Source organism: Rhizobium ecuadorense (assembly GCF_001187535.1).
Classification (GTDB): domain Bacteria; phylum Pseudomonadota; class Alphaproteobacteria; order Rhizobiales; family Rhizobiaceae; genus Rhizobium; species Rhizobium ecuadorense.
The window spans coordinates 138,127-164,268 of the sequence record NZ_LFIO01000207.1 but is presented as its reverse complement, the minus strand read 5'-3'; the positions used below and the strand labels follow the sequence as shown (position 1 = coordinate 164,268).

21 protein-coding genes are annotated in these 26,142 nt (G+C 62.4%); 12 read left to right on the top strand and 9 right to left on the bottom strand.

What is annotated here, in order from left to right:
• Positions 1-969, top strand: coding sequence for a glycoside hydrolase family 26 protein (locus AF337_RS05510; RefSeq protein ID WP_049731330.1), 969 nt, complete (start codon positions 1-3; stop codon positions 967-969).
• A 61-nt stretch (positions 970-1,030) separates the two neighbouring features.
• Here AF337_RS05510 and AF337_RS05505 read toward each other — a convergent pair whose 3' ends face one another.
• Positions 1,031-2,317 (bottom strand): ABC transporter substrate-binding protein, encoded by a 1,287-nt coding sequence (locus tag AF337_RS05505; protein WP_049731329.1) that lies wholly within the window; start codon positions 2,315-2,317, stop codon positions 1,031-1,033.
• 144 nt (positions 2,318-2,461) lie between these two features.
• Between AF337_RS05505 and AF337_RS05500 the strand changes: the two genes are divergently transcribed.
• From AF337_RS05500 to AF337_RS05490, 3 genes are read left to right on the top strand one after another with little or no spacing between them, the layout of a single operon-like run.
• On the top strand, positions 2,462-3,511 hold the full coding sequence (locus AF337_RS05500; protein ID WP_049731328.1) for a LacI family DNA-binding transcriptional regulator: 1,050 nt from the start codon (positions 2,462-2,464) through the stop codon (positions 3,509-3,511).
• A gap of 4 nt (positions 3,512-3,515) precedes the next feature.
• On the top strand, positions 3,516-5,372 hold the full coding sequence (locus AF337_RS05495; protein ID WP_049731327.1) for a DUF2264 domain-containing protein: 1,857 nt from the start codon (positions 3,516-3,518) through the stop codon (positions 5,370-5,372).
• Positions 5,369-6,379, top strand: a complete 1,011-nt coding sequence (locus AF337_RS05490) for a hydroxyacid dehydrogenase (protein ID WP_049731326.1) — start codon at positions 5,369-5,371, stop codon at positions 6,377-6,379. Before AF337_RS05495 ends, AF337_RS05490 begins: the two co-directional genes overlap by 4 nt.
• 21 nt (positions 6,380-6,400) lie before the next feature.
• Here AF337_RS05490 and AF337_RS05485 read toward each other — a convergent pair whose 3' ends face one another.
• From AF337_RS05485 to AF337_RS05465, 5 genes are all read right to left on the bottom strand, one after another.
• The gene (locus AF337_RS05485) at positions 6,401-7,678 is read right to left on the bottom strand and encodes a Gfo/Idh/MocA family protein (RefSeq protein ID WP_049731325.1); all 1,278 of its coding nucleotides are present in this window, start codon (positions 7,676-7,678) and stop codon (positions 6,401-6,403) included.
• A gap of 41 nt (positions 7,679-7,719) precedes the next feature.
• On the bottom strand, positions 7,720-8,550 hold the full coding sequence (locus AF337_RS05480; protein WP_049731324.1) for a sugar phosphate isomerase/epimerase family protein: 831 nt from the start codon (positions 8,548-8,550) through the stop codon (positions 7,720-7,722).
• A gap of 24 nt (positions 8,551-8,574) precedes the next feature.
• Complete coding sequence (locus AF337_RS05475; protein WP_049731323.1) at positions 8,575-9,738, bottom strand: dihydrodipicolinate synthase family protein; 1,164 nt, start codon at positions 9,736-9,738, stop codon at positions 8,575-8,577.
• A 3-nt stretch (positions 9,739-9,741) separates the two neighbouring features.
• A complete protein-coding gene (locus tag AF337_RS05470) occupies positions 9,742-10,890 on the bottom strand; it encodes a Gfo/Idh/MocA family protein (RefSeq protein ID WP_049731322.1) in 1,149 nt (382 codons plus the stop codon).
• Between the two features lie 122 nt (positions 10,891-11,012).
• Complete coding sequence (locus tag AF337_RS05465; protein ID WP_049731321.1) at positions 11,013-11,690, bottom strand: TetR/AcrR family transcriptional regulator; 678 nt, start codon at positions 11,688-11,690, stop codon at positions 11,013-11,015.
• A 201-nt stretch (positions 11,691-11,891) separates the two neighbouring features.
• Between AF337_RS05465 and AF337_RS05460 the strand changes: the two genes are divergently transcribed.
• From AF337_RS05460 to AF337_RS05430, 7 genes are all read left to right on the top strand, one after another.
• The gene (locus AF337_RS05460; protein ID WP_049731320.1) at positions 11,892-13,178 is read left to right on the top strand and encodes an ABC transporter substrate-binding protein; all 1,287 of its coding nucleotides are present in this window, start codon (positions 11,892-11,894) and stop codon (positions 13,176-13,178) included.
• 6 nt (positions 13,179-13,184) lie between these two features.
• Positions 13,185-14,144, top strand: coding sequence for a carbohydrate ABC transporter permease (locus tag AF337_RS05455; protein ID WP_049731319.1), 960 nt, complete (start codon positions 13,185-13,187; stop codon positions 14,142-14,144).
• Entirely contained in the window at positions 14,137-15,024 is an 888-nt protein-coding gene (locus tag AF337_RS05450) for a carbohydrate ABC transporter permease (protein ID WP_088936374.1), read from the top strand. Before AF337_RS05455 ends, AF337_RS05450 begins: the two co-directional genes overlap by 8 nt.
• Positions 15,024-16,121: a Gfo/Idh/MocA family protein gene (locus tag AF337_RS05445; RefSeq protein WP_184342718.1), complete on the top strand. Its 1,098-nt coding sequence runs from the start codon at positions 15,024-15,026 to the stop codon at positions 16,119-16,121. The genes AF337_RS05450 and AF337_RS05445 overlap by 1 nt, the downstream gene beginning before the upstream one ends.
• A gap of 48 nt (positions 16,122-16,169) precedes the next feature.
• Entirely contained in the window at positions 16,170-17,246 is a 1,077-nt protein-coding gene (locus AF337_RS05440) for an ABC transporter ATP-binding protein (protein WP_049731316.1), read from the top strand.
• Between the two features lie 150 nt (positions 17,247-17,396).
• Positions 17,397-18,272 (top strand): phosphotransferase, encoded by an 876-nt coding sequence (locus tag AF337_RS05435; RefSeq protein WP_049731358.1) that lies wholly within the window; start codon positions 17,397-17,399, stop codon positions 18,270-18,272.
• Positions 18,273-20,723, top strand: a complete 2,451-nt coding sequence (locus tag AF337_RS05430) for a GcvT family protein (RefSeq protein ID WP_049731315.1) — start codon at positions 18,273-18,275, stop codon at positions 20,721-20,723. It abuts the gene before it with no gap.
• A gap of 275 nt (positions 20,724-20,998) precedes the next feature.
• Here AF337_RS05430 and AF337_RS05425 read toward each other — a convergent pair whose 3' ends face one another.
• On the bottom strand, positions 20,999-22,456 hold the full coding sequence (locus AF337_RS05425) for a mannitol dehydrogenase family protein (protein ID WP_049731314.1): 1,458 nt from the start codon (positions 22,454-22,456) through the stop codon (positions 20,999-21,001).
• Positions 22,453-23,868 (bottom strand): glucuronate isomerase, encoded by a 1,416-nt coding sequence (gene uxaC / locus AF337_RS05420; RefSeq protein ID WP_049731313.1) that lies wholly within the window; start codon positions 23,866-23,868, stop codon positions 22,453-22,455. Before uxaC ends, AF337_RS05425 begins: the two co-directional genes overlap by 4 nt.
• Positions 23,869-24,401: 533 nt before the next feature.
• Between uxaC and AF337_RS05415 the strand changes: the two genes are divergently transcribed.
• Positions 24,402-24,611 carry a SlyX family protein gene (locus AF337_RS05415; protein ID WP_010055195.1) on the top strand — a complete coding sequence of 70 codons (210 nt, stop codon included), beginning with the start codon at positions 24,402-24,404 and terminating at the stop codon, positions 24,609-24,611.
• A 46-nt stretch (positions 24,612-24,657) separates the two neighbouring features.
• Here AF337_RS05415 and AF337_RS05410 read toward each other — a convergent pair whose 3' ends face one another.
• Positions 24,658-26,139 carry an NAD-dependent succinate-semialdehyde dehydrogenase gene (locus AF337_RS05410; RefSeq protein ID WP_049731312.1) on the bottom strand — a complete coding sequence of 494 codons (1,482 nt, stop codon included), beginning with the start codon at positions 26,137-26,139 and terminating at the stop codon, positions 24,658-24,660.
• Between the last annotated feature and the right edge of the window lie 3 nt (positions 26,140-26,142).

Below are 26,142 nucleotides of genomic sequence, written 5' to 3'. Positions count from 1 at the left end.
GTGAAGAAGCTGATGAAAAAAAACCTCTCGACCGCAGCGATGGCGCTGCTCCTTCTGTGTGCCGCGGACATGCCTGGCCGAAGCGAGATGCAATATGCCGGCATTGCCCCGAACCCGGCGGCAGGCGTCCAGACGATCATCGACAAACGTCCCGTCCTTCATGCCGACGGCATCAAGTTCGGTGCCTACGATCCGCATGGCGATTTTGGTGCACAAGCCAATGTGGCAACCGAAGCCCTGTTCCTGCCCTGGGAGGACGTCGATCTGGAGACGCTGCGCGTCGCCGATGCCTACGCGCAGGCCAGGGGCCGCAATCTGCTGATTACAGTGGAACCGTGGTCCTGGGACGTCGACTGGCGGCTGACCTCCGCCGAGCTTCGCCGGAAGGTCCTGCGCGGCGATTACGATGTCAACATGCGGGCGATCGCGCAAATGATATCCCAGCTGAAAAGCCCGGTAATCGTCCGCTGGGGCCAGGAGATGGAGGACAAGTCGGGGCGGTTCTCATGGTCCGGGTGGAATCCGCGCGATTATATCACCGCCTACAAGCGGATGATGGATATCGTCCGCCAGGAGGCGCCGGGCACTGAAATCATGTGGTCGCCGAAGGGCGAGCCGGGCTTGCAGGACTATTATCCCGGCGACGATTATGTCGATCTCGTCGGCCTGTCGGTCTTCGGCCTGGAACGCTACGACGAGCTTGCCTACAACAAGCACCGGACATTCTCCGAAGCGCTGAAGCAGGGTTACGATCTCGTCGCCGGCTATGGCAAGCCGATCTGGGTGGCGGAGCTCGGTTATGAAGGCGGCGACGCCTATGTCAGGCCCTGGATCGAAACCGCGACGCTGAAGCAGAGCGCCTTTCCGAATTTGCGGGAAGTGGTCTATTTCAACGATCGGGATGTGCATGCCTGGCCGTTCGATCTCGGCCGGCCGGACTGGCGCGTCGTCGAAAGCCTGGCCAACTGACGGCCCGGAAAGAGAGAGGCCCGCCGGGGTTTGCGGGCCTCCTCTTACCTCAGGCGATCGATCATCCTTTGAGCGTCGCCTTACCCTCTTCGATGAGCCGGGTCGCCGCATCGGCCGGCGAAACCCGTTCGAAGGCGAGTTCGTCGCAGATCGGGCGCAGGACGCGCTGGTCGAACTGGGTTGCACCCATCGGCACCGGCGGCGGATATTCGCCGACCTGATCTTTGAGAAGATTGACGTATTTGACCGTTTCCTGCTCCGTCGGGTTGAGCTGCGGCAGAATGGCTTCACGCACGGCCGGCGACATCGGCACACCGCGCTCGACGCCGAGGATCTTGCCGGCCTCGATATCGTTGACGAAGAAATCTATGAATTTCGCGGCCGCTTCGCCATTCTTCGTCGTGGCGCCGAGACTCCAGATCAGCGCAGGACGGTAGTAGTGGCCCGACGGCCCGCCCTTCTTTTCCCGCGGCAGCATGGTGATGCCGAGCTTGTTCTTGATGATCAGCTGATAGCCGACCATCTGGTTGGAATAGGCCATGCCGATCACCGATTTGCCGAGACCAAGGCAATTGGTGTCGATAGTGTTCTGATCGAGCGTCTGGACGTCGGCGGCAACGGTGCCGCCCGCCTTGCGCAGCTTCTCCCAATAGTCGAACCATTCCGTGGCATCGTCGGCGGTGAAGCCGAGCCCGACGGTTTCCTTGGCAAAGAGGCTCTTGCCGCGCTGGCGCAGCCAGGCGTCGAATACATAGGCGTAGCGGGCCGCATAGGGTCCCCCGCTCTTGCCGGAAGACTTTGTGAGTTCCACGGCGAGCTTGGCATACTCATCCCAGGTAAGGTCGGGTGTCGGCAGCGGGATGCCCGCCTTTTCGAATTCGACGGTGTCGAAGAACATCGAGAAGGAGTTCAGGCCGAGGCCGACACCGTAGAGTTTGCCGTCGATCGTGGTCAGTTTCAGCATGTCGGCGCCGAAGGACTGGACCTTCAGCGTCGAGGGGACGAATTCGTCGAGCGGCATGCAGGCGCCGCGCTTGGAATAATCGGAGATCGTTCCCGGCTCGAGCTGGAAGACGTCGGCGATGGCGCGGCCGGCCATCTGGGTGGCGAGCTTGGTCCAGTAGCCGTCGCCCGAAAGCGATTCACCGACGATCGTGACGCCGGGTGTCTTCGATTGATAGAGCTTGGCGACGTCGAGCGTGCGCTTGGCGCGGTCGTTCGAGCCCCACCACATGGCGCGCAGCGATACGTCTTCGGCAAAAGCCGGAATGGCGCTTCCTGCGCCGAGGGCGAGGCCGGCGGCTGTTCCGGCTGAACCCATCAGAAATGAACGGCGGTTGACCTGCATGATATCCTCCTTGCCCCAATATGCCCGCTGCCATCCTCCAACGGCGTTTGCAGACATTTTCGCGCCAAGAGTACGCAAAAAAATAATTATTGCAAGAAATAACGATTACCTTGCAAATTTGCATAAATTGCATAAGCTTTGCCCATGAATAACGAAAAAATCGGGAACGAAGAGAAAATCAGACGGCCGCGCCAGGCCGATATCGCCACATTGGCCGGCGTCTCCGTCTCCACGGTGTCGCGGGTGCTTGCCAACGAACCCGGTATCAGTGAAAGCGTGCGCCGCCAGATCTTGAAGGTGGCGGCCGAGCATGGTTATCCGGTCAAATCTGCGACCGAAGCCGTTGCCGGCGGGCTGGCGCTGATCGCCAGCGACGGCGTCACCGGCGGCCTCAGCGTCTTTTACGAGGCGATCGTCGACGGCTTGCGCGCCGGAGCGGCCGAAGCGGGCATGCCCTTCAACATCCGGATGGTCCGCGAGGATCGCACCACGCCCGACGCCGTGCGCGACTATATGCAGGCAGCGGGCGCCGAAGGGCTCTTTCTTGTCGGCATCGATCCGAACGAGATGTTACGCGGCTGGCTGCGGGAGACTATGACGCCGGCCGTGCTCGTCAACGGCACCGATCCCGGAATGCAGTTCGACGGCGTATCGCCGGCTAATTTCTTCGGCGCCTATCAGGCGACCAGCCGATTGATGAAGGCCGGCCATCGCCGTATCCTGCATCTGAGCGGTTCCCACCGCCATACGATCAGGGAGCGCATCCGCGGTTTCGAGGCGGCCATCGCCGCCGTTCCCCGTGCCGAGGGCCGTTTCGTGCCGCTCGTACTGCAGGGCAGCGCCAGCGGCGAGGCTCATGAACGCATGGCTGCCATCCTCGCCGAAAATGCCGGTTTCACCGCCGCCTTCTGCATGAATGATTTCATCGCCGTCGGCGTGCTGGAGGCCGTCACCGAAGCCGGTCTGCGGGTTCCGGAGGATTTCGCGATCGTCGGCTTCGATGATCTGCCCTGCGCGCTGATGACCAATCCGCAGCTTTCCACCATGCGCGTCGACCGCGCCGCCCTCGGGCGCGAGGCCATCTCGCTGATGCTGTCGCGTTTCCGCGACAGGACGGCGCCGGCGCGCCACATCTGCCAGGCTGTCGTTCCCGTTCCGGGAGGGACTGTTCCGAATACTGAACCCCGTGAGTGATCCGATGACCTATGATCCCGCCAGCGCCAATCCGCTTGCAGGCAACCCGCTCAAGACCCGCGCCGATATGGGCCGGGCCCTGCTTGATCTCTTCGATCCGCTGCTTGCCTGCTTTTCGAAAGGCAATGCCCGCGTCAGGCTAAGCGGCGCTGCCGCCCACTTCGACCGGGCGGCGGCCGATCTCGAAGGTTTTGCCCGCCCGCTCTGGGGATTGGCGCCGCTTGGCGCCGGCAAGGGAGACTTCGCCCACTGGCATCGATTCGCCGAAGGCCTCGCGAACGGCACCGATCCCGCCCATCCCGAATATTGGGGAACGGTCAATGGCCGCGATCAGCGGATGGTCGAGCTTGCCGCTCTCGGTTTTGCCCTGGCGCTGGTGCCGGAAAAGATCTGGGAGCCGCTCGATCAGCGCGCCCGCAGCAATGTCATCGCCTATCTCAAACATGCCAGACAATTCGACTATGCCGACAACAACTGGAAATTCTTCCGGATTTTCGTCGACATCGCCCTCGATCGCCTCGGCGCCGATTTCGACCGCAGCCTGACGCGGCAATATCTGGAAGAACTGGAAGGCTTCTATATCGGCGACGGCTGGTATCGCGACGGTAATGTGCGCCGCATCGATCACTACATTCCCTTCGCCATGCATTTCTATGGGCTGATCTATTCGAAGCTCGTCGACGACGATTACGCCAAACGCTACCGCGAGCGCGCCATCCTGTTCGCCCGGGATTTCCGCCACTGGTTTGCCGCAGACGGCGCGACGATCCCCTTCGGCCGCAGCCTGACCTATCGTTTCGCCTGCGCCGGCTTCTGGTCGGCGCTCGCCTTTGCCGATCTTGAGGCGCTGCCTTGGGGCGTGGTCAAACACCTCTGCCTGCAGCATCTGCGCTGGTGGAGGGATAAGCCGATCGCCGATCGCGACGGCGTGCTGTCGATCGGTTTCGGTTATCCGAATTTGTTGATGTCGGAGAGCTACAATTCCGCCGGCTCGCCCTACTGGGCGCTCAAGGCGTTTCTGCCGCTGGCGATCGCCGAGGATCATCCGTTCTGGACCGCTGAGGAGCAGGCGCCGGAGCAGGCGCCCGAGGTCGTTCCCCAGCGTCATCCCGGCATGGTGATGATGCGGGCGGGCGGCGATGTCGTGGCGCTGTCCTCCGGCCAGGAAAACCTGCAGATGCGTTTCGGCACGGAAAAATACGCGAAATTCGCTTATTCCACCCGTTATGGCTTCAGCATCGAATCCGATGAACGCGGCTTTGCGCTCGCCGCCTTCGATTCGATGTTGGCTTTCAGCGAAGACGGCCTGCACTACCGCGTCCGCGAGACGAATGAGGAAGCCAGGCTCGCGGGCGACGTGCTTTATGCGAAATGGTCACCTTTCCCCGATGTCGGCGTCGAAAGCTGGCTGGCGCCCGCGGCCCCCTGGCATATCCGCCTCCACCGGATCAGGGCGGCCCGGCCGCTGAGGGTCGCCGAAGGCGGCTTTGCCATCGCCCGCCGGGATTTCGAGCTGGACAGGCTGTCGGCGTCGGATGGCGCTGCCTATGCGATCGGCGAAGGTGATTTCAGCGGCATTCTCGACTTGGGATCGTCGGTCGAACGCGCGGGGCTGGCGCAGAAGGCGCAGCCCAACACCAACATGATCGTCGCCAAAACCATCGTGCCGCAGCTGCGTGGTCAGATTCCGGCCGGCGAAACCATTCTGGTGACGGCGGTGCTGGCACTCGACGATCCCGCTGCCGTTTCGTCGGCCTGGAAGCGGCCGCCGCAGGCACCGGACCTTGCGGCGCTGGAGGCCCTGGTGCGGGAAAAGGGCGTGACCGTCAGCGCCATCGAAGCGCCAGGGCAGATGCCATGAGCCGTCCGGCGATCGTCCTTGCCATGGAGCCGTCGCGCACGGAACATGTCCTGCCCGATGAGATCCTGCGCCGGCTCGATGCTATCGGTCGCCTGCTCGATCCGGAGCCGCTGCAGCGGTTGGACGACGCGCGCGCAAGACGCCTGCTTTCAGAAGCGGAGATCCTGATCACCGGCTGGGGTGCGCCCTATGTCGGGCCTGAGATTCCCGCTGCCGCGCCGCGGCTGCGCCTCGTCGTCCATGCCGCGGGCACGGTCAAGGGCATCATTGATGACTCCATCTTCGAAGCCGGCATAGCGATCAGCCACGCGGCCGAAGCCAATGCCGTGCCAGTTGCCGAATTCACGCTGGCTGCGATCCTCTTCGCCGGCAAACGCGCCTTCCGTTTCCGCGATCTCTACGTCGCCGACCGCAACCGCGATCGGACCTATCCGATGCAGCGCGAAGCGATCGGAAACTACGGCCGAACCCTCGGCATTATCGGCGCCTCACGTATCGGCCGGCGGGTGATCGAACTCTTGAAACCCTTTGATTACAGGTTGCTGCTGTTCGATCCCATGCTCGATGCCGCCGAGGCCGCCCGATTGGGGGCGGAGAAGGTCGACCTCGACGAATTGATGCGGCGAGCCGATATCATTTCCCTGCATGCGCCGTCACTGGCCTCGACGCAGCATATGATCGATGCGCGAAGACTGTCGCTGCTGAAGGACGGGGCGACGCTCATCAACACCGCGCGCGGCATTCTCATCGATGAAGCCGCCTTGCTTTCAGAGCTGAAGACCGGCCGCATCGACGCTGTTATCGATGTAACCGATCCGGAGATTCCTGACGCGGGTTCTGTCTTCTACGATCTGCCGAATGTTTTCCTGACACCACACATTGCCGGCGCCATCGGTCTGGAACGGGCGCGTCTCGGCGCGATGGCGGCGGATGAGGTCGAGCGTTTTACGGCCGGCCGGCCGCTGCTCTACCAGATCCGCCGGCAGAATCTCGAAAACATCGCCTGACGCAACTGCGTCCTAAGGCGTTCAGCGCGGTGTCCTCAAGGAATTGGGCGAGCCGTCATCGGCAAGCTCGGGCATCAGCTCGGCAATCTCGACCACCTTGCCGGTGCGCGAACTCGTCAAAGCGGCAATGCCGCAGAGCACGGACATGGCGCCTGCCCGCGTGCCGGCGCGCTGGGCGAGCCGATCTTCCGTGTCGGGCTTGAAGATCATGTTGCGCATCCGGTCGTCGCCGCCGTAATGGCCGCCGGTGAAATGCGGAACGACGATGCGCTCGACGGCCTCCTTGCCGTTCGGGAAATTGCGGATGAGCAGGATCGTGTCTTGCTTCGGCTCTTCCCAGGGCTGGGCCTCATATTGGCGAATCTCAATGCGTCCCTTGGTGCCGTTGAAGGCGAGGTGGTGGCCTTCGATCGGCTGGAAGGTGTTCAGCGAATAGGAGACATGGACATTGTTGCGGTAGCGCAGGCTGACCATCATCGTATCGGGAATATCGATGTCCTCGCGGAAAACGCAGCCGTCGCGGAAATAGCCGTCAATCTTCGAGGGATCTTCATAGAGCTGATCGAGGAAGGGATCCTTTTCGAGATCGAGATAATAGTCGCATTCATGCGCGTGTGGACAGAGCTTGCAGCGCGGTCCGCGGAAGGGACCCTTGCGGCCGTAGTTCTGTAGGTCGGCAAATGAGGTGACAGCGTCGGGATCGCTGTCGAGATACCAGTTCAACAGATCGAAGTGGTGTGTCGCCTTGTGGACGAAAAGGCTGCCGGAATTTTCGGTATAGGCATGCCAACGGCGGAAATAATCGGCGCCGTGTTTGGTGTTGAGATACCAGTGAAAATCGACGGAGGTCACCCGGCCGATTTCGCCGGCATTCAGCAGTTCCTTGATTTTCGCGGCCGTCGGCGCGTAGCGATAGTTGAAGGAGACGTCGACGCGGCGGCCGGTGCGCTTTTCGGCATCGAGAATCCGGCGAATTTTCTCGACTGAGGTGGTCATCGGCTTTTCGGTGATCACGTCGATGCCGGCCTCCAGCGCCCGCACGACGATATCGTCATGCGTATGGTCGGGCGTGCAGACGATGACCAGATCCGGTTTCTGTTCGGCGAGCATGGAATCGATGTTTTCATAGAGCGGCGCATTGCTGCCGATCATGTTGCGGGCGCGCTCGCCGCGCAGCGAATTCTTCTCGACGATGGCTGTGAGGTCGACATGTTCGCGCCAGCCGGCCAGCAGATCCTTGCCCCACATGGTGGTGCCGCGGTTCCCGGTGCCGATCAGGGCAAAACGGCGTTTCTCCATCGATGATCCTCCTGCATGCATGATGAAACGAATATTGAAACTTAGATCTGGCAGCAGCTCCGGAAGCGCTCGACGCAGGTGGCGATCACCTCGTCGGCCGGGTGTTTCCACCAGGTCTCGGCCGAAAAAATCTCCACCTCCTGCGCGCCGAAGAAACCGGCCGCCTCGATCATCCGTCTTATGCCTTTGAGATCGATGACGCCATCGCCCATCATGCCGCGGTCGAGCAGCATGTCCTTGGTCGGCACCAGCCAGTCGCAGATGTGATGGGCAAAAATGCGTTTCATCCGGCCGGCGCGGGCGATCTGATTGGCAAGATCGGGGTCCCACCAGACGTGGTAGACGTCGATTGCGACGCCGACGTCCTCGCCGAGCGGCTCGCACATGTCGAGCGCCTGGCCGAGCGTGTTCACGCAGGACCGGTCGGCGGCATACATCGGATGCAGTGGCTCGATGGCGAGCTTCACGCCTGATGCCTGCGCATGCGGCAGCACCGCGGCAATGCCGTCGAACACCATCTGGCGGGCGGCGACGATATCTCTCGAAGCGCCCGGCAGGCCGCCAACGACGAGCACCAGGCAATCGGCGGCGAAGGCCGCCGCCTCGTCGATGGCGCGCCTGTTGTCGTCGAGGTTCTTCTGCCAGTCGGCCTCGTTTGCCGCCGGAAAGAAACCGCCGCGGCAAAGTCCGGTCAGCTTGATGCCGTTCGATTTGACGATCCTGACCGCTTCGTCGAGGCCGGCCTTGGCGACCTGGTCGCGCCAGGGCGCGATCGAGGTGATGCCGTGTTTCAGGCAGATATCGACGGCTTCGGCAAAGCCGCATTGCTCGCGGATCGTCGCCAGATTGATCGAAAGTCCTTCGACCTGCATGTCATTCCCTCTCGTATCGCAGCTTCAGTTGACGCCGTGGACGGCAAGCACCTGTTTCATGCGCACTGTGGCGAGTTCCGGATCGGCCAGAACCCGCGCCTTGTCGGCCAGGCGGAAGAGTTCGGCCAGATGCGTGAGCGAGCGGGTGCTCTGCTGGCCGCCGACCATGGTGAAATGGTCCTGCAGGCCGTTGAGATAGGCGAGGAAGACGACGCCGGTCTTGTAGAAGCGGGTCGGCGCCTTGAAGATGTGGCGCGACAGCGGCACGGTCGGCTCGAGCAGGTCGAAGAATTCACGGTTGCTCTTGCGGCCGAGCGCGTCGAGCGCAGCCGAGGCTGCCGGCGCGATCGCATCGAAAATGCCGAGCAGTGCGTCGGAATGGCCCTCTTCGTCGCCGGCAATCAGTTCGGCATAGTTGAAATCGTCGCCGGTATACATGCGCACGCCGTTCGGCAGTTGCCGGCGCATGGTCACTTCCTTCTCCTTGGAAAGCAGCGAGATCTTGATGCCGTCGACCTTGGCAGCGTTGGCTTCGATCACCTCAAGGCAGGTTTCCATCGCCTTCAGGTGGTCGCCATTGCCCCAATATCCCTCGAGCGCCGGGTCGAACATTTCGCCCAGCCAGTGGATGATGACCGGTTCTTTGACCTGGCGAAGGATGCGGTCGTAGACCCTGACATAATCGTCCGGTCCTTTGGCCGTGACGGCAAGCGCCCGGCTCGCCATCAGGATGATGCGGCCGCCGGCCGCCTCCACCGTTTCGATCTGCTCCTCATAGGCCTTGAGGATGGTGTCGATGGTTACGTCGGGTCCAGGCACCAGATGGTCGGTGCCGGCGCCGCAGGCAATCAGCGCATCCTTGCGGCCGGCGGCCTCACCAAGTGCCCGGCGGAGGAGGTCGCGCGCCTCCGGCCAGCCGAGGCCCATGCCGCGCTGCGCCGTATCCATGGCTTCGGCCACACCGAGGCCGAGATCCCACAGCCGATGGCGGAAGGCGAGCGTGCGGTCCCAGTCGATCGCCGGCGTCAGCCAGGGATCGTTGTCGGCGAGCGGATCGGCGACGACGTGGGCGGCGGCGAAGGCGATGCGCGGGAAGCTCTTGGCGTCCCGCTTCTTCAGTTCGATCGGCGTGCCGGTCAGCCTATAGGGGACGATCTTGCCGTCGAGGGGGAGATTGATCGTCGTCACGGCTCAGAACTCCAGCGCGGGAACGTCGAGCCAGCGGCGCTCGGCCCAGGATTTCAGCCCGAGTTCGGCCAATTGCACGCCCTTGGCGCCGGCTTCGAGGCCGTAGGGCCACGGCGCATCTTCGACGACATGGCGGATGAACATTTCCCACTGCGCCTTGAAGCCGTTGTCGAAGGCCTGGGTATCGGGAACCTCGTCCCAGGTCTTGTAGAAATCGATCGTCTGCGGCTGGTCGGGGTTCCAGACCGGCTTCGGCGTGTTGACGCGGTGCTGGCTCCAGCACTTCGTCAGGCCGGCGACGGCCGAACCATGCGTGCCGTCGACCTGGAAGGTGACCAGATCGTCGCGGCGTACGCGCACCGCCCAGGAGGAATTGACCTGCGCGATCACGCCGCCTTCGAGTTCGAAGGTCGCGTAGGCCGCATCGTCGGTGTCGCAGTCATAGGGCTTGCCTTGCTCGTCGATGCGCCGTGGAATATGCGTGGCGCCGAGGCAGGAGACAGCCTTGACCTCGCCGAACAGATTGTCGAGCACGTAGCGCCAGTGGCAGAGCATGTCGAGGATGATGCCGCCGCCGTCGCCCTTGCGGTAGTTCCAGGAGGGGCGCTGCGCCGGCACGCCCCAATCGCCTTCGAACACCCAGTAGCCGAATTCGCCGCGCACCGAGAGGATCTTGCCGAAAAAGCCGGAATCCCTGAGCAGCGCCAGCTTGCGCAGGCCCGGCAGGAAGAGCTTGTCCTGCACGACGCCATGCTTGAGCCCGGAGCGGCGCGCCTTGCGGGCGAGATCGATCGCCACCTGCAGGTCGTCGGAGATCGGCTTTTCGCAATAGACATGCTTGCCGGCATCGAGCGCCCTGGACAGCAGTTCGGCGCGCATCAGCGTCGTGCCGGCGTCGAAGAAGATCGTGTCGTCGGGATTGGCGAGCGCGGCGTCGAGATCGGTCGACCAGCGCTTGATATTATGCTTCTTCGCCAACTCTTCCATCTTGGCGCCGTTGCGGCCGACGATGATCGGGTCGATTTCGAGTTTCTCGCCCGATTTCAGGGTAATGCCGCCCTGGTCGCGGAAGGCGAGGATCGAACGCACCAGGTGCTGATTGTACCCCATGCGGCCGGTAACGCCGTGCAAGATGATCCCCAAGCGTGCCATTTTTTCCTCCCTGGAATCTTGTGCGGCGGGAGCGGGCATCCGGCCCGGCCCTCCCAAGCCGGTAACTAAACAGTTACTTGATGGCAGAAGAGCGGCGAGGCTGTCAATAGTCAAATCGGGATTCAGCGCTTGATCGAGGCGAGCGTCACGTGGACGATATGGCTTTCCCAGGCATTGAGATGGGTCGGCTCGATCAGGTCGCGGCCGAAGATCGTCGAAAGCGTGTACTGGTTGGACAGATAGAAATAACCGAGCGAGGCAATCGTCAGATAAACGTGCAGAGGATCGGCCGTCTCGACGAAGACGCCCTGCTTCTTTCCCTGCTCCAGCACTTGGGATAGTTCGCCGATCAGATGCGAATGCAGTTCCTTGAGCCGGACGGACTGGCGAAGCCACCGGGCGCGATGCAGGTTTTCCGTGCCGAGCAGACTGAGGAATTCCGGGTGCTGGAGAAAATAACGCCAGGTGAAGAGCGCCAGTTCCCCAATGCCTTCTTCCGGACTGCGGTCGCCGATATGAAGCGCGCGCTCGGCGGTGCGGATGCCGACATAAGCCTCTTCGAGCACTCTGAGATAGAGCTGTTCCTTGTCGCCGAAATAATGATAGAGCATGCGCTTGTTGGTGCCGGCCCGTTCGGCGATGGCATCGACGCGGGCCCCGCCCATGCCGTTTTCGGCGAATTCCCGGGTGGCCGCTTCCAGGATCGCGGCGCGTGTCCGCTCCGGATCGCGCTGCGCCGTGCGTTCCTGAGATGGGCGCCGGGATTTTTTCTTCTCCCCGTTTTCCCCGCTGTCGTTCATCGTTCCCCTCCCTCTCGCATGTTGCGCTCATAAGCCTTCGGTGCGAAATTGTAAAAACCGAATTTAAAGGGCGGCCGCCAAGAACCGACACCCCGCTTGACACGCTTGCCGCTTTGCTCGTAGCTTGTAACCAATTAGTTATTTATGCAAGGGTAACTGGTCGGAAGCGTGTGGAGGCGCTTCCCTTTGGAGGAGGAAAAAATGAGCCTACGTGTAAGCAGACGTAATTTCGTTGCGGGAGGGGCCACGCTTCTTTCGCTCTCGGCGCTCGGAACCAGCGCTTTTGCACAGGAACAGCGCTTGCGCCTCCTGTGGTGGGGCTCGCAGCCGCGCGCCGACCGCACCAACAAGGTGTCACAGCTCTATCAGACGAAGAATGCCGGTACCTCGATCACCGGCGAATTCCTTGGCTGGGGCGATTACTGGCCGCGCCTTGCGACCCAGGTCGCCGGCCGCAATGCGCCTGACGTCATCCAGATGGACTACCGCTATATCGTTCAGTACGCGCGGCGCGGCGCGCTTGCGCCGCTGGAATCCTACATGCCGGCGAAGCTCAACCTTGACGATTTCGACAAGGCGCAGATCGATGGCGGCAGCGTCGACGGTCATCTCTATGGCGTCAGCCTCGGCGCGAATTCGGCCGCGACGGTTCTGAATACCACCGCCTTCAAGGAGGCCGGGGTCGATCTGCCGACGCAGGCGACCACCTGGGACGAGTTCGCCCGCATGGGCGCCGAGATCACCAAGGCCGGCAAGCGCAAAGGCATGTTCGGCCTCGCCGACGGCAGCGGCGGCGAACCTCTGTTCGAAAACTGGCTGCGTCAGCGCGGCAAGGCGCTCTATACCGCCGACGGCAAGATCGGCTTCGGCGTGGACGACGCATCGGAATGGTACGATATGTGGGCCAAGTTCCGTGAAGCCGGCGCCTGCGTTCCCGCCGATATCCAGGCTCTCGACAAGAACGATATCGAAACCAACACGGTGTCGCTGGGCAAATCTGCGGCCGGTTTTGCCCATTCCAATCAGTTCGTTGCCTATCAGGCCATGAACAAGGACAAGCTGGCGCTGACCAACTATATGCGCATCAAGGCGGATTCGAAGGGCGGCCACTATCGCAAGCCTTCGATGTTCTTCTCTGTTTCGGCCCAGTCGAAAGCGATCGACCTGGCCGTGGACTACATCAACTTCTTCGTCAAGAATCCCGAGGCAGTGCTGCTCTTGGATGTCGAACGCGGCATTCCGGAATCGGCTGCCATGCGCGAGGTCGTCGCGGCGAAGCTCGATGAGAACGGCAAGGTGGCATTGGCCTATGTCAGCGGGCTCGGCGATCTCGCCGGCAAATTGCCGCCGCCGCCGCCCGCCGGCGCCGGTGAAGGCGAGCTGATGCTTCGAAACATCGCCGAACAGGTCGGTTTCGGACAGCTGTCTCCCGCCGACGGTGGCAAACAGTTGGTCACCGAAATTACGCAGATTCTCGCACGAGGCTGATCCCGTATGAGCAATGCGATGCGCACGCCCGCAGGGGCCATAAATGTGGAAAGATATCAGGGGGCCGTGGCCGAAGGACGCTTCCGGCGTCTCTGGAACGCCAATGCTCCCGGCTATCTCTTCCTTCTGCCATGGCTTATCGGCTTTTTCGGGCTGACGCTCGGACCGGCCCTGATTTCGCTCTACCTCTCCTTCACCGACTTCGACATGCTGCAGTCGCCGCGGTGGGTGGGAATGGCGAATTACGTGCGCATCGCCACGGCGGATCCGAAATTCTCGGCCGCCATGCACGTCACCCTGACCTATGTTGTCTTCTCGGTGCCGTTCAAACTGACCTTCGCCTTGCTGGTCGCCATGGCTTTGAATCGCGGCCTGCGCGGACTGACCTTCTATCGCGCCATCTTCTACCTCCCTTCGTTGCTGGGCGGCAGCGTGGCGATCGCCGTGCTCTGGCGCCAGCTTTTCGCCAGCGATGGTCTCGTCAATGCCGCGCTCTCGCAATTTGGCATCGAAGGTCCGAGCTGGATCTCGCATCCGAACTATTCGATCTACACGCTGGTGGCTCTGTCCGTTTGGCAGTTCGGCTCGCCGATGATTATTTTCCTGGCCGGCCTGCGCCAGATTCCCCAGGATATGTATGAGGCAGCAAGCCTCGACGGCGCCTCGAAATTCCGCCAATTCTACAAGATCACCCTGCCGCTTCTGACGCCGGTGATCTTCTTCAACGCCGTCGTCCAGACCATTGATGCCTTCAAGGCCTTCACACCCGCCTTCATCATCTCCGGCGGCACGGGCGGTCCGATCAACTCGACGCTGTTCTACACGCTCTACCTCTATCAGGAAGCCTTCGGCAATTTCCGCATGGGCTATGCCTCGGCGCTCGCCTGGATCCTGGTGCTGATCATCGCCGTTTTCACCGCTTTCTCCTTCCTGACCTCGCGTTATTGGGTGCATTACGATGACTGAGATGACCGCTTCCGTCACTGCGGCCAGGCCGCCATCGGATATCACCAAACGCAGCCTGCCGGCGTCGCTCATCATCCACGCCCTGCTGATCGCCGCATCGCTTCTGATGGTCTATCCGCTGTTGTGGATGGTTTCGGCATCGGTCAGGCCGGAAACCGAGATCTTCTCGTCGACCTCGCTCATCCCGTCGTCGATCGATTTCTCCTCCTATGCCCGCGGCTGGGTCGGCCTCGATGTCAGCTTCGGCCGGTTCTTCTGGAATTCGCTCGTCATTTCGCTGCTGGTGGTAACGGGCAATGTCATCGCCTGTTCGCTGACGGCCTTCGCCTTTGCCCGGCTGCGTTTTGCCGGCCGCAATTTCTGGTTCGCAATCATGCTCGGCACGCTGATGATCCCCTATCACGTGACGCTGATCCCGCAATATGTGCTCTTCCTCAACCTCGGCTGGGTCAACACCATCCTGCCGCTCGTCGTACCGAAGTTCCTGGCAAGCGACGCCTTCTTCATCTTCCTGATGGTGCAATTCTTCCGCGGCATCCCGCGCGAACTCGACGAAGCCGCCATGATGGACGGCTGCAGCGCCTGGCGCATCTATTGGAAGATCATGCTGCCGCTGTCGCTGCCGGTCTTGGCGACGGCCGCGATCTTCTCGTTCATCTGGACCTGGGACGATTTCTTCGGTCCGCTGATCTACCTGAACGACATGAACACCTATACGATCCAGCTCGGCCTGCGCACCTTCGTCGATTCCACCAGCGCATCGGATTGGGGCGGCTTGTTCGCCATGTCGACGCTGACGCTCGTGCCGGTATTCTTCTTCTTCCTGTTCTTCCAGCGCCTGCTGATCGAGGGCATCGCCACGACGGGCATGAAGCGTTGATGGCAATAGTGGAAAAGAATGACATGAGCATCAAGACGGTGGCGATCGTCGGCTGCGGTATTGGCCGCTCCCACATCGTCGAAGGCTACCTGCCGCATTCAGACAAATTCAAGGTCGTGGCGATCTGCGACCTGGATGAGCAGCGCCTGGCGTCAGTCGGCGACGAGTTCGGCATCGAGCGGCGCACCACCTCTTTTGCCGAGCTGCTCGCCAACGACACGATCGACATCATCGATATCTGCACCCCGCCCGGGGTGCATCTGGAGCAGGTGGTCGCGGCGCTCGCCGCCGGCAAACATGTCGTTTGCGAAAAGCCGCTGACCGGATCGCTCGCCGCCGTCGATACGATCATGGCGGCGGAAAAGAACGCCAAAGGCGTACTGATGCCGATCTTCCAGTATCGCTACGGCGACGGCATCCAGAAGGCCAAACGGATCATCGACGCCGGTATTGCCGGCAAAGCCTATACGGCGTCGGTCGAAACCTTCTGGCTGCGCAAACCGGAATATTATGCCGTGCCCTGGCGCGGCAAATGGGCGACGGAACTCGGCGGCGTGCTCGTCACCCATGCGCTGCATCTGCACGACATGATGATGCATCTGATGGGTCCGGCGGCAAGGGTCTTCGGCCGTGTCGCCACCCGCGTCAACGATATCGAGGTCGAGGATTGCGCCTCCGCCAGCCTGCTGATGGAAAGCGGCGCCTTCGTCTCGCTGTCCTGCACGCTGGGATCGCAGGAACAGTTGAGCCGGCTGAGGCTGCACTTCGAGAACGTTACTTTCGAAAGCAGCCATGAGCCCTATACGCCGGGCAAGGATCCCTGGAAGATCATCGCCGCCAATGACGACGTCCAGCAACGGATCGACCGGGTGGTCAGCGATTGGCAGCCGGTCGCCCCCAGATTTACCACCCAGATGGGCCAGTTCCATGCGTTCCTCAGCGGCCATGGGCCGCTGCCGGTGACGACGGTGGATGCGCGCCGCGCGCTGGAACTCGTCACCGCCATCTACCAGTCTTCCGACAGCGGCGCCGAAGTGCCGCTGCCGGTCGGCCCCGACAGTCCGAAATACGCCGATTGGCGCGCAAGAACCAGGTAACCAGCCAAGCAACCGGCCAAGTAACCGGCAAGAGAGGGTTTTGAGACGATGGCAACCAGTGTCGTTCTTCAGAAGGTCGAGAAGCGCTATGGCGCCTTCGATGTGATCCATGGCATCGACCTGACGATCGATCCCGGCGAATTCGTTGTTTTCGTCGGCCCCTCGGGCTGCGGAAAATCGACCCTTCTGCGCATGATCGCCGGTCTCGAGGAGATTACCGGCGGCGGGCTGCTGCTCGACAACGAGCGCATGAACGAGGTGGCGCCGGCCAAGCGCGGCATCGCCATGGTCTTCCAGTCCTATGCGCTCTATCCGCATATGTCGGTCTACAAGAACCTCGCCTTCGGCCTGGAGACAGCGGGTTACAAGAAGGCCGATATCCAGCCGAAGGTCAAACGCGCCGCCGAGATCCTGCAGATCGAAAAACTCCTGGAGCGCAAGCCGAAGGCGCTCTCCGGCGGCCAGCGCCAGCGCGTGGCGATCGGCCGGGCCATCGTGCGCGAGCCGCGCATCTTTCTGTTCGACGAGCCGCTGTCGAACCTCGATGCCGAATTGCGCGTGCAGATGCGCGTCGAGATTTCCCGCCTGCACCGGCAGCTCGGCAACACGATGATCTATGTCACCCATGACCAGGTCGAAGCCATGACGATGGCCGACAAGATCGTGGTGCTCAATTCCGGCCGCATCGAGCAGGTCGGCGCGCCCCTCGATCTTTACAATAACCCGGCCAACCGCTTCGTCGCCGGCTTCATCGGCAGCCCGAAGATGAATTTTCTCAAGGCCCGCATCGAGCAGGTCGGTGAGACGGAAACCAGCATTCATGTCTGCGGCAATTCCGTCCGCCTGCCGCGCCGGCTGAACGGCAAAGCCGGTGAGGACGTCACCTTCGGCATCCGCCCCGAGCATCTTTCCCTCACGGAAGGCGCCATTACGCTCTCGACCGTCAACGTCGATCTCGTCGAAAATCTCGGCGGCGCCACCATGCTTTACACCACGACGCCGGATGGCCAGCTCATGACCGTCGCGCTCGACGGCCAGCAGAAGGTGGAGCGCGGCACCAACGTCACGACCTTCTTCGACCCGGCCCGCTGCCACGTCTTCGATGCCGCCGGAAAGACGATCTAACCGCCTGCTTGACAGTAGATCCCGCTCTGCCCCATCATTTCGAGAAGGGGCCGCTGGAACAGGAAGAATCCTGTTCCAGCTTAAATAGTTAGAGCATGATGCGTCCGAAAACCGCTCACACTTTTCGGCATCATCCTCCGGGGGATGAGCATGACGCCTGAAGATAGGATTCATGCGCTCGGCATTTGGCAGGGCCCGATCGAAATCTCGCCGATCTCAGGCGGCATCACCAACCGGAATTATCTGGTCAGCGATGCGGTCGCGCGCTGCGTGGTCAGACTCGGCACCGATATTCCCATCCATCACATCAGCCGCCAGAACGAGCTTGCCGCAAGCCGCGCGGCGCATGCTGCCGGCATATCGCCTGCCGTCATCCACCATTCGCCCGGCGTGCTGGTGCTCGATTATATCGAGGCGCGGGCGCTTTCGCCGGAGGATGTCAGGACACCTGATATGCTCGCCCGGATCGTTCCCCTCATCCGCGCCTGCCATCACGACATCGCCCGGCATTTCCGCGGCCAGGCGATGATCTTCTGGGTCTTCCACGTCATCCGCGACTACGCCGCCAGCCTGAAGGAGTCGGGCAGCCCCTATCTTCCATTGCTGCCGGCGCTGCTCGGCAGGGCCGAGAGGCTGGAAGCGGCAGCAGCGCCGTTCGAGATCGCCTTCGGCCACAACGATCTGTTGGCCGCCAATTTTCTCGATGACGGCAAGCGGCTCTGGCTGATCGACTGGGACTATGCCGGTTTCAACACGCCGCTGTTCGACCTTGGCGGCTTGGCCTCCAACAACGAGTTCTCTGAAGCGGCCGAGCGGATGATGCTGGAGGCCTATTTCGACCGGCCGCTGACATCAGATCTCAGCCGCCGCTACGGCGCGATGAAATGCGCCTCGCTGCTGCGCGAAACGCTCTGGAGCATGATTTCGGAAATCCATTCCACCATCCAATTCGACTATGCCGCATACACGGCCGAAAATCTCGCGCGTTTCGAGCGCGCCTATCAAGCCTTTGAACAGGATCGATAAATGACGAGACAATTACCGAAGACAGCGAAAGCCGTGGTCATCGGCGGCGGCATCATCGGCTGCTCAACAGCCTATCATCTCGGCAAGCTCGGCTGGACCGATACCGTGCTGCTCGAACGCAAGAAGCTCACCTCGGGCACCACCTTCCATGCCGCCGGCCTTGTCGGCCAGCTGCGCAGCAGTGCCAATATCACCCAGCTGCTCGGTTATTCCGTCGATCTCTACAAGCGCCTGGAAGAAGAAACCGGCCTCGGCACCGGCTGGAAGATGAATGGCGGCCTGCGCCTTGCCTGCAACGAGGAGCGCTGGACGGAGGTCAAGCGCCAGGCGACCACCGCCCAGTCCTTCGGACTCGAAATGCAGCTGCTGACGCCGCAGGAAGCCTTCGATCTCTGGCCGCTGATGACAACAGATGATCTCGTTGGCGCCGCCTTCCTTCCCACAGACGGCCAGGCCAACCCGTCCGACATCACCCAGGCGCTGGCAAAGGGCGCCCGCCTGTCGGGCGTTTCGATCTTCGAGGATACCGAGGTCCTCGATCTCGAAATCGACAAGGGAAGAATCCGCGCCGTCGTTACTGCTGAGGGCCGTATCGAATGCGAGCGCGTCGTCGTCTGCGCCGGCCAGTGGACGCGCGCCTTCGCGGCCCGCTTCGGCGTCAACGTGCCGCTGGTCTCGGTCGAGCACCAATATATCATCACCGAATCCTTCGGCGTTCCCTCCAACCTGCCGACGCTGCGCGATCCCGATCGCCTGACCTATTACAAGGAGGAGGTCGGCGGCATCGTCATGGGCGGCTACGAGCCGAACCCCATCGCCTGGGCGGAGAAAGGCATCCCCGACGGTTTCCACTATACGCTGCTCGACAGCAATTTCGACCATTTCGAGCAGATCATGGAGCAGGCGCTCGGCCGGGTTCCGGCGCTTGAGAATGTCGGCGTCAAGCAACTGCTGAACGGCCCGGAAAGTTTTACGCCTGACGGTAATTTCATTCTCGGCGAGGCGCCGGAGCTGAAGAACTTCTTCGTCGGCGCCGGCTTCAACGCCTTCGGCATCGCCTCTGCCGGCGGCGCCGGCATGGCGCTTGCCGAATGGGTGACGAAGGGCGAGCCGCCCTATGATCTTTGGCCGGTCGATATCCGCCGTTTCGGCCGTCCGCATTTCGATGCCGACTGGGTGCGTACCCGCACGCTCGAGGCCTATGGCAAACACTACACCATGGCCTGGCCATTCGAGGAGCATGCGAGCGGCCGCCCCTGCCGCAAATCACCGCTCTATGATCGATTGAAGGCGCAGGGCGCCTGTTTCGGCGAAAAGCTCGGCTGGGAGCGGCCGAACTGGTTCGCCGATCTCTTCGCCAACGAGGAGCCGAAGGATATCTACAGCTATACCAGGCAGAACTGGTTCGACGCCGTCGGCCGCGAGCACAAGGCGGTGCGCGAGGCGGCCGTCATCTTCGACCAGACCTCCTTCGCCAAATTCGTGCTGAAGGGCAGGGATGCCGAGGCGGCGCTCTCCTGGATCGCTTCCAACGATGTCGCAAGGCCGGTGGGATCGCTTATCTATACGCAGATGCTGAACGATAAGGGCGGCATCGAATGCGACGTGACGGTTGCCCGCATCGCCGAGGACGAATATTACATCGTCACCGGCACCGGTTTCGCCACCCATGACTTCAACTGGATCGCCCGTAATATTCCGGCGGAGATGCATGCCGAGCTGGTCGACGTCACCTCGGCCTATTCAGTGCTGTCGCTGATGGGCCCGAATGCACGCGCCGTGCTGGAAAAGGTGACCGGCAGCGACGTCTCGAATGCCGCCTTCCCCTTCGGCCAGGTCAGAACCGTCGGCATATCGGGCTGCCCGGTGCGGGCCTTGCGCATCACCTATGTCGGCGAGCTCGGCTACGAGCTGCATGTTCCCATCGAATACGCGACCACGGTCTATGACGTATTGATGGCATCAGGCGGCGAGCTTGGCCTCGTCAATGCCGGCTACCGCGCTATCGAAAGCTGCCGCCTGGAAAAGGGCTATCGCGCCTGGGGTTCCGATATCGGTCCTGATCACACGCCTGTTGAAGCCGGCCTCGGCTGGGCGGTGAAGATCAGGAAGAACATTCCCTTTCGCGGCCGTGCGGCGATCGAGCGGCAGCTGTCGGGCGGCGTGAAGAAACGCCTCGCCTGCTTCGTTCCCGACGATCCCGATGTGGTGCTGCTCGGCCGCGAAACCATCTATCGCGACGGCAAACGCGTCGGCTGGCTGTCGAGCGGCGGCTTCGGTTATACGGTGGGCAAACCGATCGGCTACGGTTATGTCCGCGATGCCGATGGCGTCACCGAGGATTTCGTCCTCTCCGGCAGTTACGAACTCGATGTCGCCAGGGAACGCATCCCCTGCAAGGTGTCGCTGGCGCCGCTTTATGATCCGGATATGGTGCGGGTGAAGGCTTGAGGGATGGAATTCCTGTGCGCTCGAGCGCTCCGAGAGTTTAAGTCATAAGGAGAGGGCACTCCGTGGCAGCCCCCTCTGCCCTGCCGGGCATCTCCTTCACAGGTGGGGAGATTGGCTGGGCTCACCGGCTTCCTCAAACAACTGGCGTCACAGCCGGGCGCAACGATAGACGGGCGCGAAGGTTTGGCCACTTGTGATCTCCCCACCTGTGGGGGAGATGCCCGGCAGGGCAGAGGGGGGCGGCCACGGCACACCCTCTCCCATGTCAGAAAACCTCAAAACAACGGCAACCGATCGTCCTGGATCAAAATCTCCAGCTTGTCCGACACATCCTGCGTCCACGCCCGATGTTCCGTCAACGCCGCCGGGAAAAGGCCGGGAAGGGTGAAAAGCGCCGCCGAGATCGCCGGGCCGGTGCGCGGGACATCGGCAATCAACGCCGCGATTTCGGCAGCCCGGGGATCGCGCAGCTCGTAACGATCGCCATTGCCGTGTTCACCGAGCGCATAGCGCATCCATGCCGCAACGGCGATCGCATAGGTCTCTGCCCGGTCGCCATGCGCCAGCGCCTCGCAGGTCGGTTCCAGCAGCCGCTGCGGCAGTTTCTGTGTGCCGTCCATGGCGATCTGATAGGTGCGATGCGCGATCGCCTTGTTTGCAAAGCGCGCTATCAATTCGTTGGCGTAATCGTCGAGATCGATGCCGGGGACCGGATCGAGCGTTCGCGCCGCCGCATGCATGTGGCGATAGGCCAGGGCTGCCAGGGCAGCATCGTCCATCACGTCGCGGATAAATTCATAGCCGCCGATATAACCGAGATAGGCGAGCAGCGAATGGGCGCCGTTCAGCATCCGGAGCTTCATCTTCTCATAGGCCGAGACGTCTTCGACCATCAGCGCGCCACGCACATTTTCCCAGGCCGGACGGCCATCGGCGAAATGATCTTCGATAACCCATTGCGTAAAGGGCTCCGTCTCGATCGCCGCCATATCCGTGCGGCCTGTCAGCCGCTCGGCATCGGCATAGGTCGCGTCGGTACTGGCCGGGGTGATGCGGTCGACCATCGTCGACGGGAAGGGTACATTCGCTTCGATCCAGTCATGCAGATCGGCATCGATGCGAGAGGTGAATTCGAGCACGAGGCGTCTCAGGACGGCGCCGTTGCTCGGCAGGTTGTCGCAGCTGAGCGGCGTGAAGGGAGCGATCCCCTTCTGCCGGCGGCGTGCTAGGCCTTCGACGAGATAGCCGATGACGCCGCGCGGCGCATGCCGGTCGGCGAGGTCGGCGACGATGTCGGGATGTTTGAGGTCGAGGCCGCCCGTTGCCGGATCGAAACCGTAGGCCTTTTCCGTCACCGTCATGCTGACGATGCGGATTTCCGGATCTTCGAGCCGCGCCAGCAGGCCGGCCGGATCGCGCGGCGCCACATGCGCCTTAAGAATCGAACCGATCACCTCAGCCGTCGTGCCCGACGTATCGCGGATCAGCGTCGTATAAAGCCCGTTCTGGGCGCTCAGATTGTCGGCGACATCGGGCGTGCGCAGGCTTGCCACCTCGATGCCCCAGTCGCCGCCTGCGGCGGCCAGCGCGCCATCGGTAAACGGCGCAAAATGCGCACGGAAAAAGGCGCCGGGTCCCAGATGCAGGATGCCGCTTTTCAGCCGGCCGCGGTCATAGGCGGGAAGCTTCGCCGTCGGGGCGAGGCCGGAAAGGGTCTGCAGTCGTTCGGTCACAGCTTATAGGCCTTCTTCGCATTGCCATAGGAGAGTTCGCCCGCCACGATCTCGGCTTCCCCTTTGGAAATCCGGTGCTCGGCGGCGAGTCCGGCGAGGAAGCGGCAGACTTCGCGGCGCCAGACATCATGCCGCGCCGGGATTGAAAGCAGCGCCCGCGTGTCGTCGTTGAAACCGGCCATATTGGCGAAGCCAGCCGTTTCCACCACCTGGTCGAGATAGCGGCGAATGCCGAGCGGGCTGTCGTGGAACCACCAAGGCGGACCGATCATCAGGCAGGGCCAATGGCCGGCCATCGGCGCCATCTCGCGCGCATAAGTCGTCTCGTCGAGGGTGAAGAGCAGCACCCGCAGCCCCGGCGCATGGCCGTACTTGGAAAGCAGCGCATTCAGGCCGCCGACCCAGTCCGTTCGCGTCGGGATATCGGCGCCCATATTGGGGCCGCGCGTCGCAAACAACCCGCTGTCGGTATTGCGCCGCGAACCGGCATGGATCTGCATGACCATGCCGTCCTCAGCCGAAAGCCCGGCCATCTCCGTCATCATCTGGCCGCGGAAAAGCTCTGCGTCGACAGCCGAAAGCGGCCCCTTCAGCGCCTTGTCGAGCAGCGCCTGTTTTTCGGCAAGCGGCAGGTCGGCGGTGAAGGCGCTCGGCACGCCGTGATCGGTCGCGGTGGCGCCGAACTGGCGGAAATAGGCGCGCCGGCGCCGATGCGCCTCGATCAGCCCGTCCCAGCGCGTCACCTCAGTGCCGGTGATCTCGCCGAACTTTATGAGATTGTCGCGGAAGCCGACGGCATCGGGATCGGTGACGCTGTCCGGCCGGTAGGTGGTCCGGACCTTGCCGATCCAGCCGTCCGCCGCCATCTTCTGGTGGTGCGCCAGCGGATCGAGCGCGCCCTCCGTCGTCGCGATCGTTTCGATGCCGAATCGCTGATGCAGCGCTCGCGGGCGGAATTCCGGACGGGCAAGCTGGGCATTGATGTGATCGTAGAGCGCATCGGCATTGTCAGGTGTCAGCGGCTCGGTGCAGCCGAGAACGGCGGACATCGCATGATCGACCCAGAGGCTCGATGGCGTTCCGCGGAAGAGATGGTAATGCCTGGCGAAGGTCCGCCAGATCGCGCGTCCCTGAGCCACGGGCTTGCCGTCGAGCCGCGGCACGCCAAGCTCGTCCAATGCGACGCCGACGCTGTGCAGCATGCGGAAGAGATAGTGATCGGGAATAACCAGCAGCGAAGCCGCATCTTCGAAAGGCTTGTCGTCGGCGAACCAGGACGGTTCGGTATGCCCATGCGGGCTGACGATCGGAAGAGTGCGCACCGTCTCATAGAGGTCGCGCGCAATGGTCCGTGTTGCCGGGTCGGCCGGAAAGAGCCGGTCCGGATGAAGAAAGCCGTTTCCTGCATCCATCAGTATTCCTCCCTGATGGGAAAGGGCCTATCCCACAACACAGGGCACGGCAAGGTCTTTTAGTAACCAAACGGTTCAGTTTTGCGCGGTTGCGCAGGCCATCGAAAACATTGACGAGGTGGCCTATTTCCGCTTTGGGAGAACCATCTGTTCTGCCGGTGTCGGCAAAGGAGGATGTAGAGCCTTTCCGGGTTAGATTGTAGCATTCTGTTGGCTCAAACGGAGGCGGATGGTCGACCGGCTGGCGCGTGTCGTAGCCCAGCTCTACGGCCAAGCCGGCCGGTCGAGCAGGCGGCCCGTTTCAGCCAACCCTCCCGCAGATTTGCCAGGCAAATCTGCAAGACTTAAAATCGCCGGACGCACTTATCGCTTCGCCACGGCGAAGCGGTGCGGCCGGGTGGGCCGGGCATCTTTCCGCCAGGGCAAAGGCGATCGGCTCGGACGTACCAAGGGGTATGCCCATCGCCAATCGCCTTTGCCCTGACGAAAATCTGCTCCGGCAGAATGCTGCAATCTAACCCGGAAAGGCTCTAATGTCCGACGAGACGAACCGCATCACCCGGCTGGAGGAAATGCTGGCCTATCAGGCAAAGACGATCGAGGAGCTGTCCGATCAGCTTGCCGAACAATGGAAGGTCGTGGAGCAGATGCGCACCAAGCTCGACCGGCTGACCGAACGTTTCCTGTCGCTCGAGGAACAGTCTCTGGAAGCGCCTGGTATCACCCGCCCACCGCATTATTGACGGCACGCGGCGAGAGGCCGCGTGCCTGCTTCTTGCGGCTGGCCGATCAGACGCCGCCGATGCAGAGATATTTCATTTCCAGATAGTCGTCGGCGCCGTGACGTGAGCCCTCGCGGCCGAGGCCGGATTGTTTGATGCCGCCGAAGGGCGCGGTCTCGGAGGACATGATGCCGGTATTGATGCCGATCATGCCATATTCCAGCGCTTCCGCCACCCGCCAGACCTTCTTCAGGTCGCCGGCATAGAAATAGGCGGCAAGGCCGAATTCCGTATCATTGGCTTGAGTGATGACATCCTCGGCCGTCTTGAAACGGAAGAGCGGCGCCACCGGCCCGAAGGTTTCCTCGCGCGCCACCTTCATGCCGCGCTCAACGCCGGTCAGCACCGTCGGGGCAAAGAAGGTGCCGGCGCCGTCGATGCGCTTGCCGCCGGTCAGCACCTTGGCGCCCTTGGCAAGCGCGTCGCCGACATGGTCTTCCACCTTGGCAAGGCCCTGCTCGTCGATCAGCGGCCCGATCTCGACGCCGGCCTGGAAGCCGTCGCCGACCGGCATTGCGGCGACCCTGGCAGCAAGCTTGGCCGCGAAGGCGTCATAGACGCTCGACTGGATATAGAGGCGGTTGGCACAAACGCAGGTCTGGCCGGCATTGCGGTATTTGGAGGCGATCGCGCCCTCGACGGCGGCATCGAGATCAGCATCATCAAAGACAATGAACGGCGCGTTGCCGCCGAGTTCCAGGCTCACCTTCTTGATCTGGTCGGCGCACTGCCGCATCAGGATGCGGCCGACTTCGGTCGAGCCGGTGAAGCTGATCTTGCGCACCTTGTCGTTGCCGCAGAGCTCGCGGCCGATCGCCGGGCCGTCGACGCCGACGATGAGGTTGAAGACGCCTGAGGGAATGCCGGCCTGTTCGGCGAGCACGGCAAGCGCGATTGCCGTCAGCGGCGTCTGCTCGGCCGGCTTCGACACCACCGTGCAGCCGACGGCCAGTGCCGGCGCGATCTTGCGGGCAATCATCGCCGCCGGGAAATTCCACGGCGTGATCGTGCCGACGACGCCGACCGGCTGCTTGATGACGATCATGCGCTTGTCATCGGAAGGCGCTGGGATCGTCTCGCCGTAGATCCGCTTGGCTTCCTCCGCATACCATTCGATATAGGACGCGGCATACAGGATCTCGCCGCGCGCTTCGGCGAAGGGCTTGCCCATTTCGGCGGTGAGGATTGCAGCGAGCGCATCTGCATTGGCAACCATCAGGTCGAACCATTTGCGCAGGATGAGGCTGCGCTCCTTGGCGGGCCGCGCAGCCCAGGCCGGCTGGGCGGCATAGGCCGCATCGATCGCCGCCCGCGTCTCGGCAGCCCCCATATCGGGCAGCGAAGCAAGCAGTTCGCCGGTTGCCGGATTGAGCACCTCGAAGGTCTTGGCGGCATCGCCCGATGTCCAGACGCCGTTGATATAGCCGGCGGCGCGCAGGAACGGCGAAGAGAAGGGAACGTGCCTCGTCAGGGCGGTGGTGAAAGCCATCTC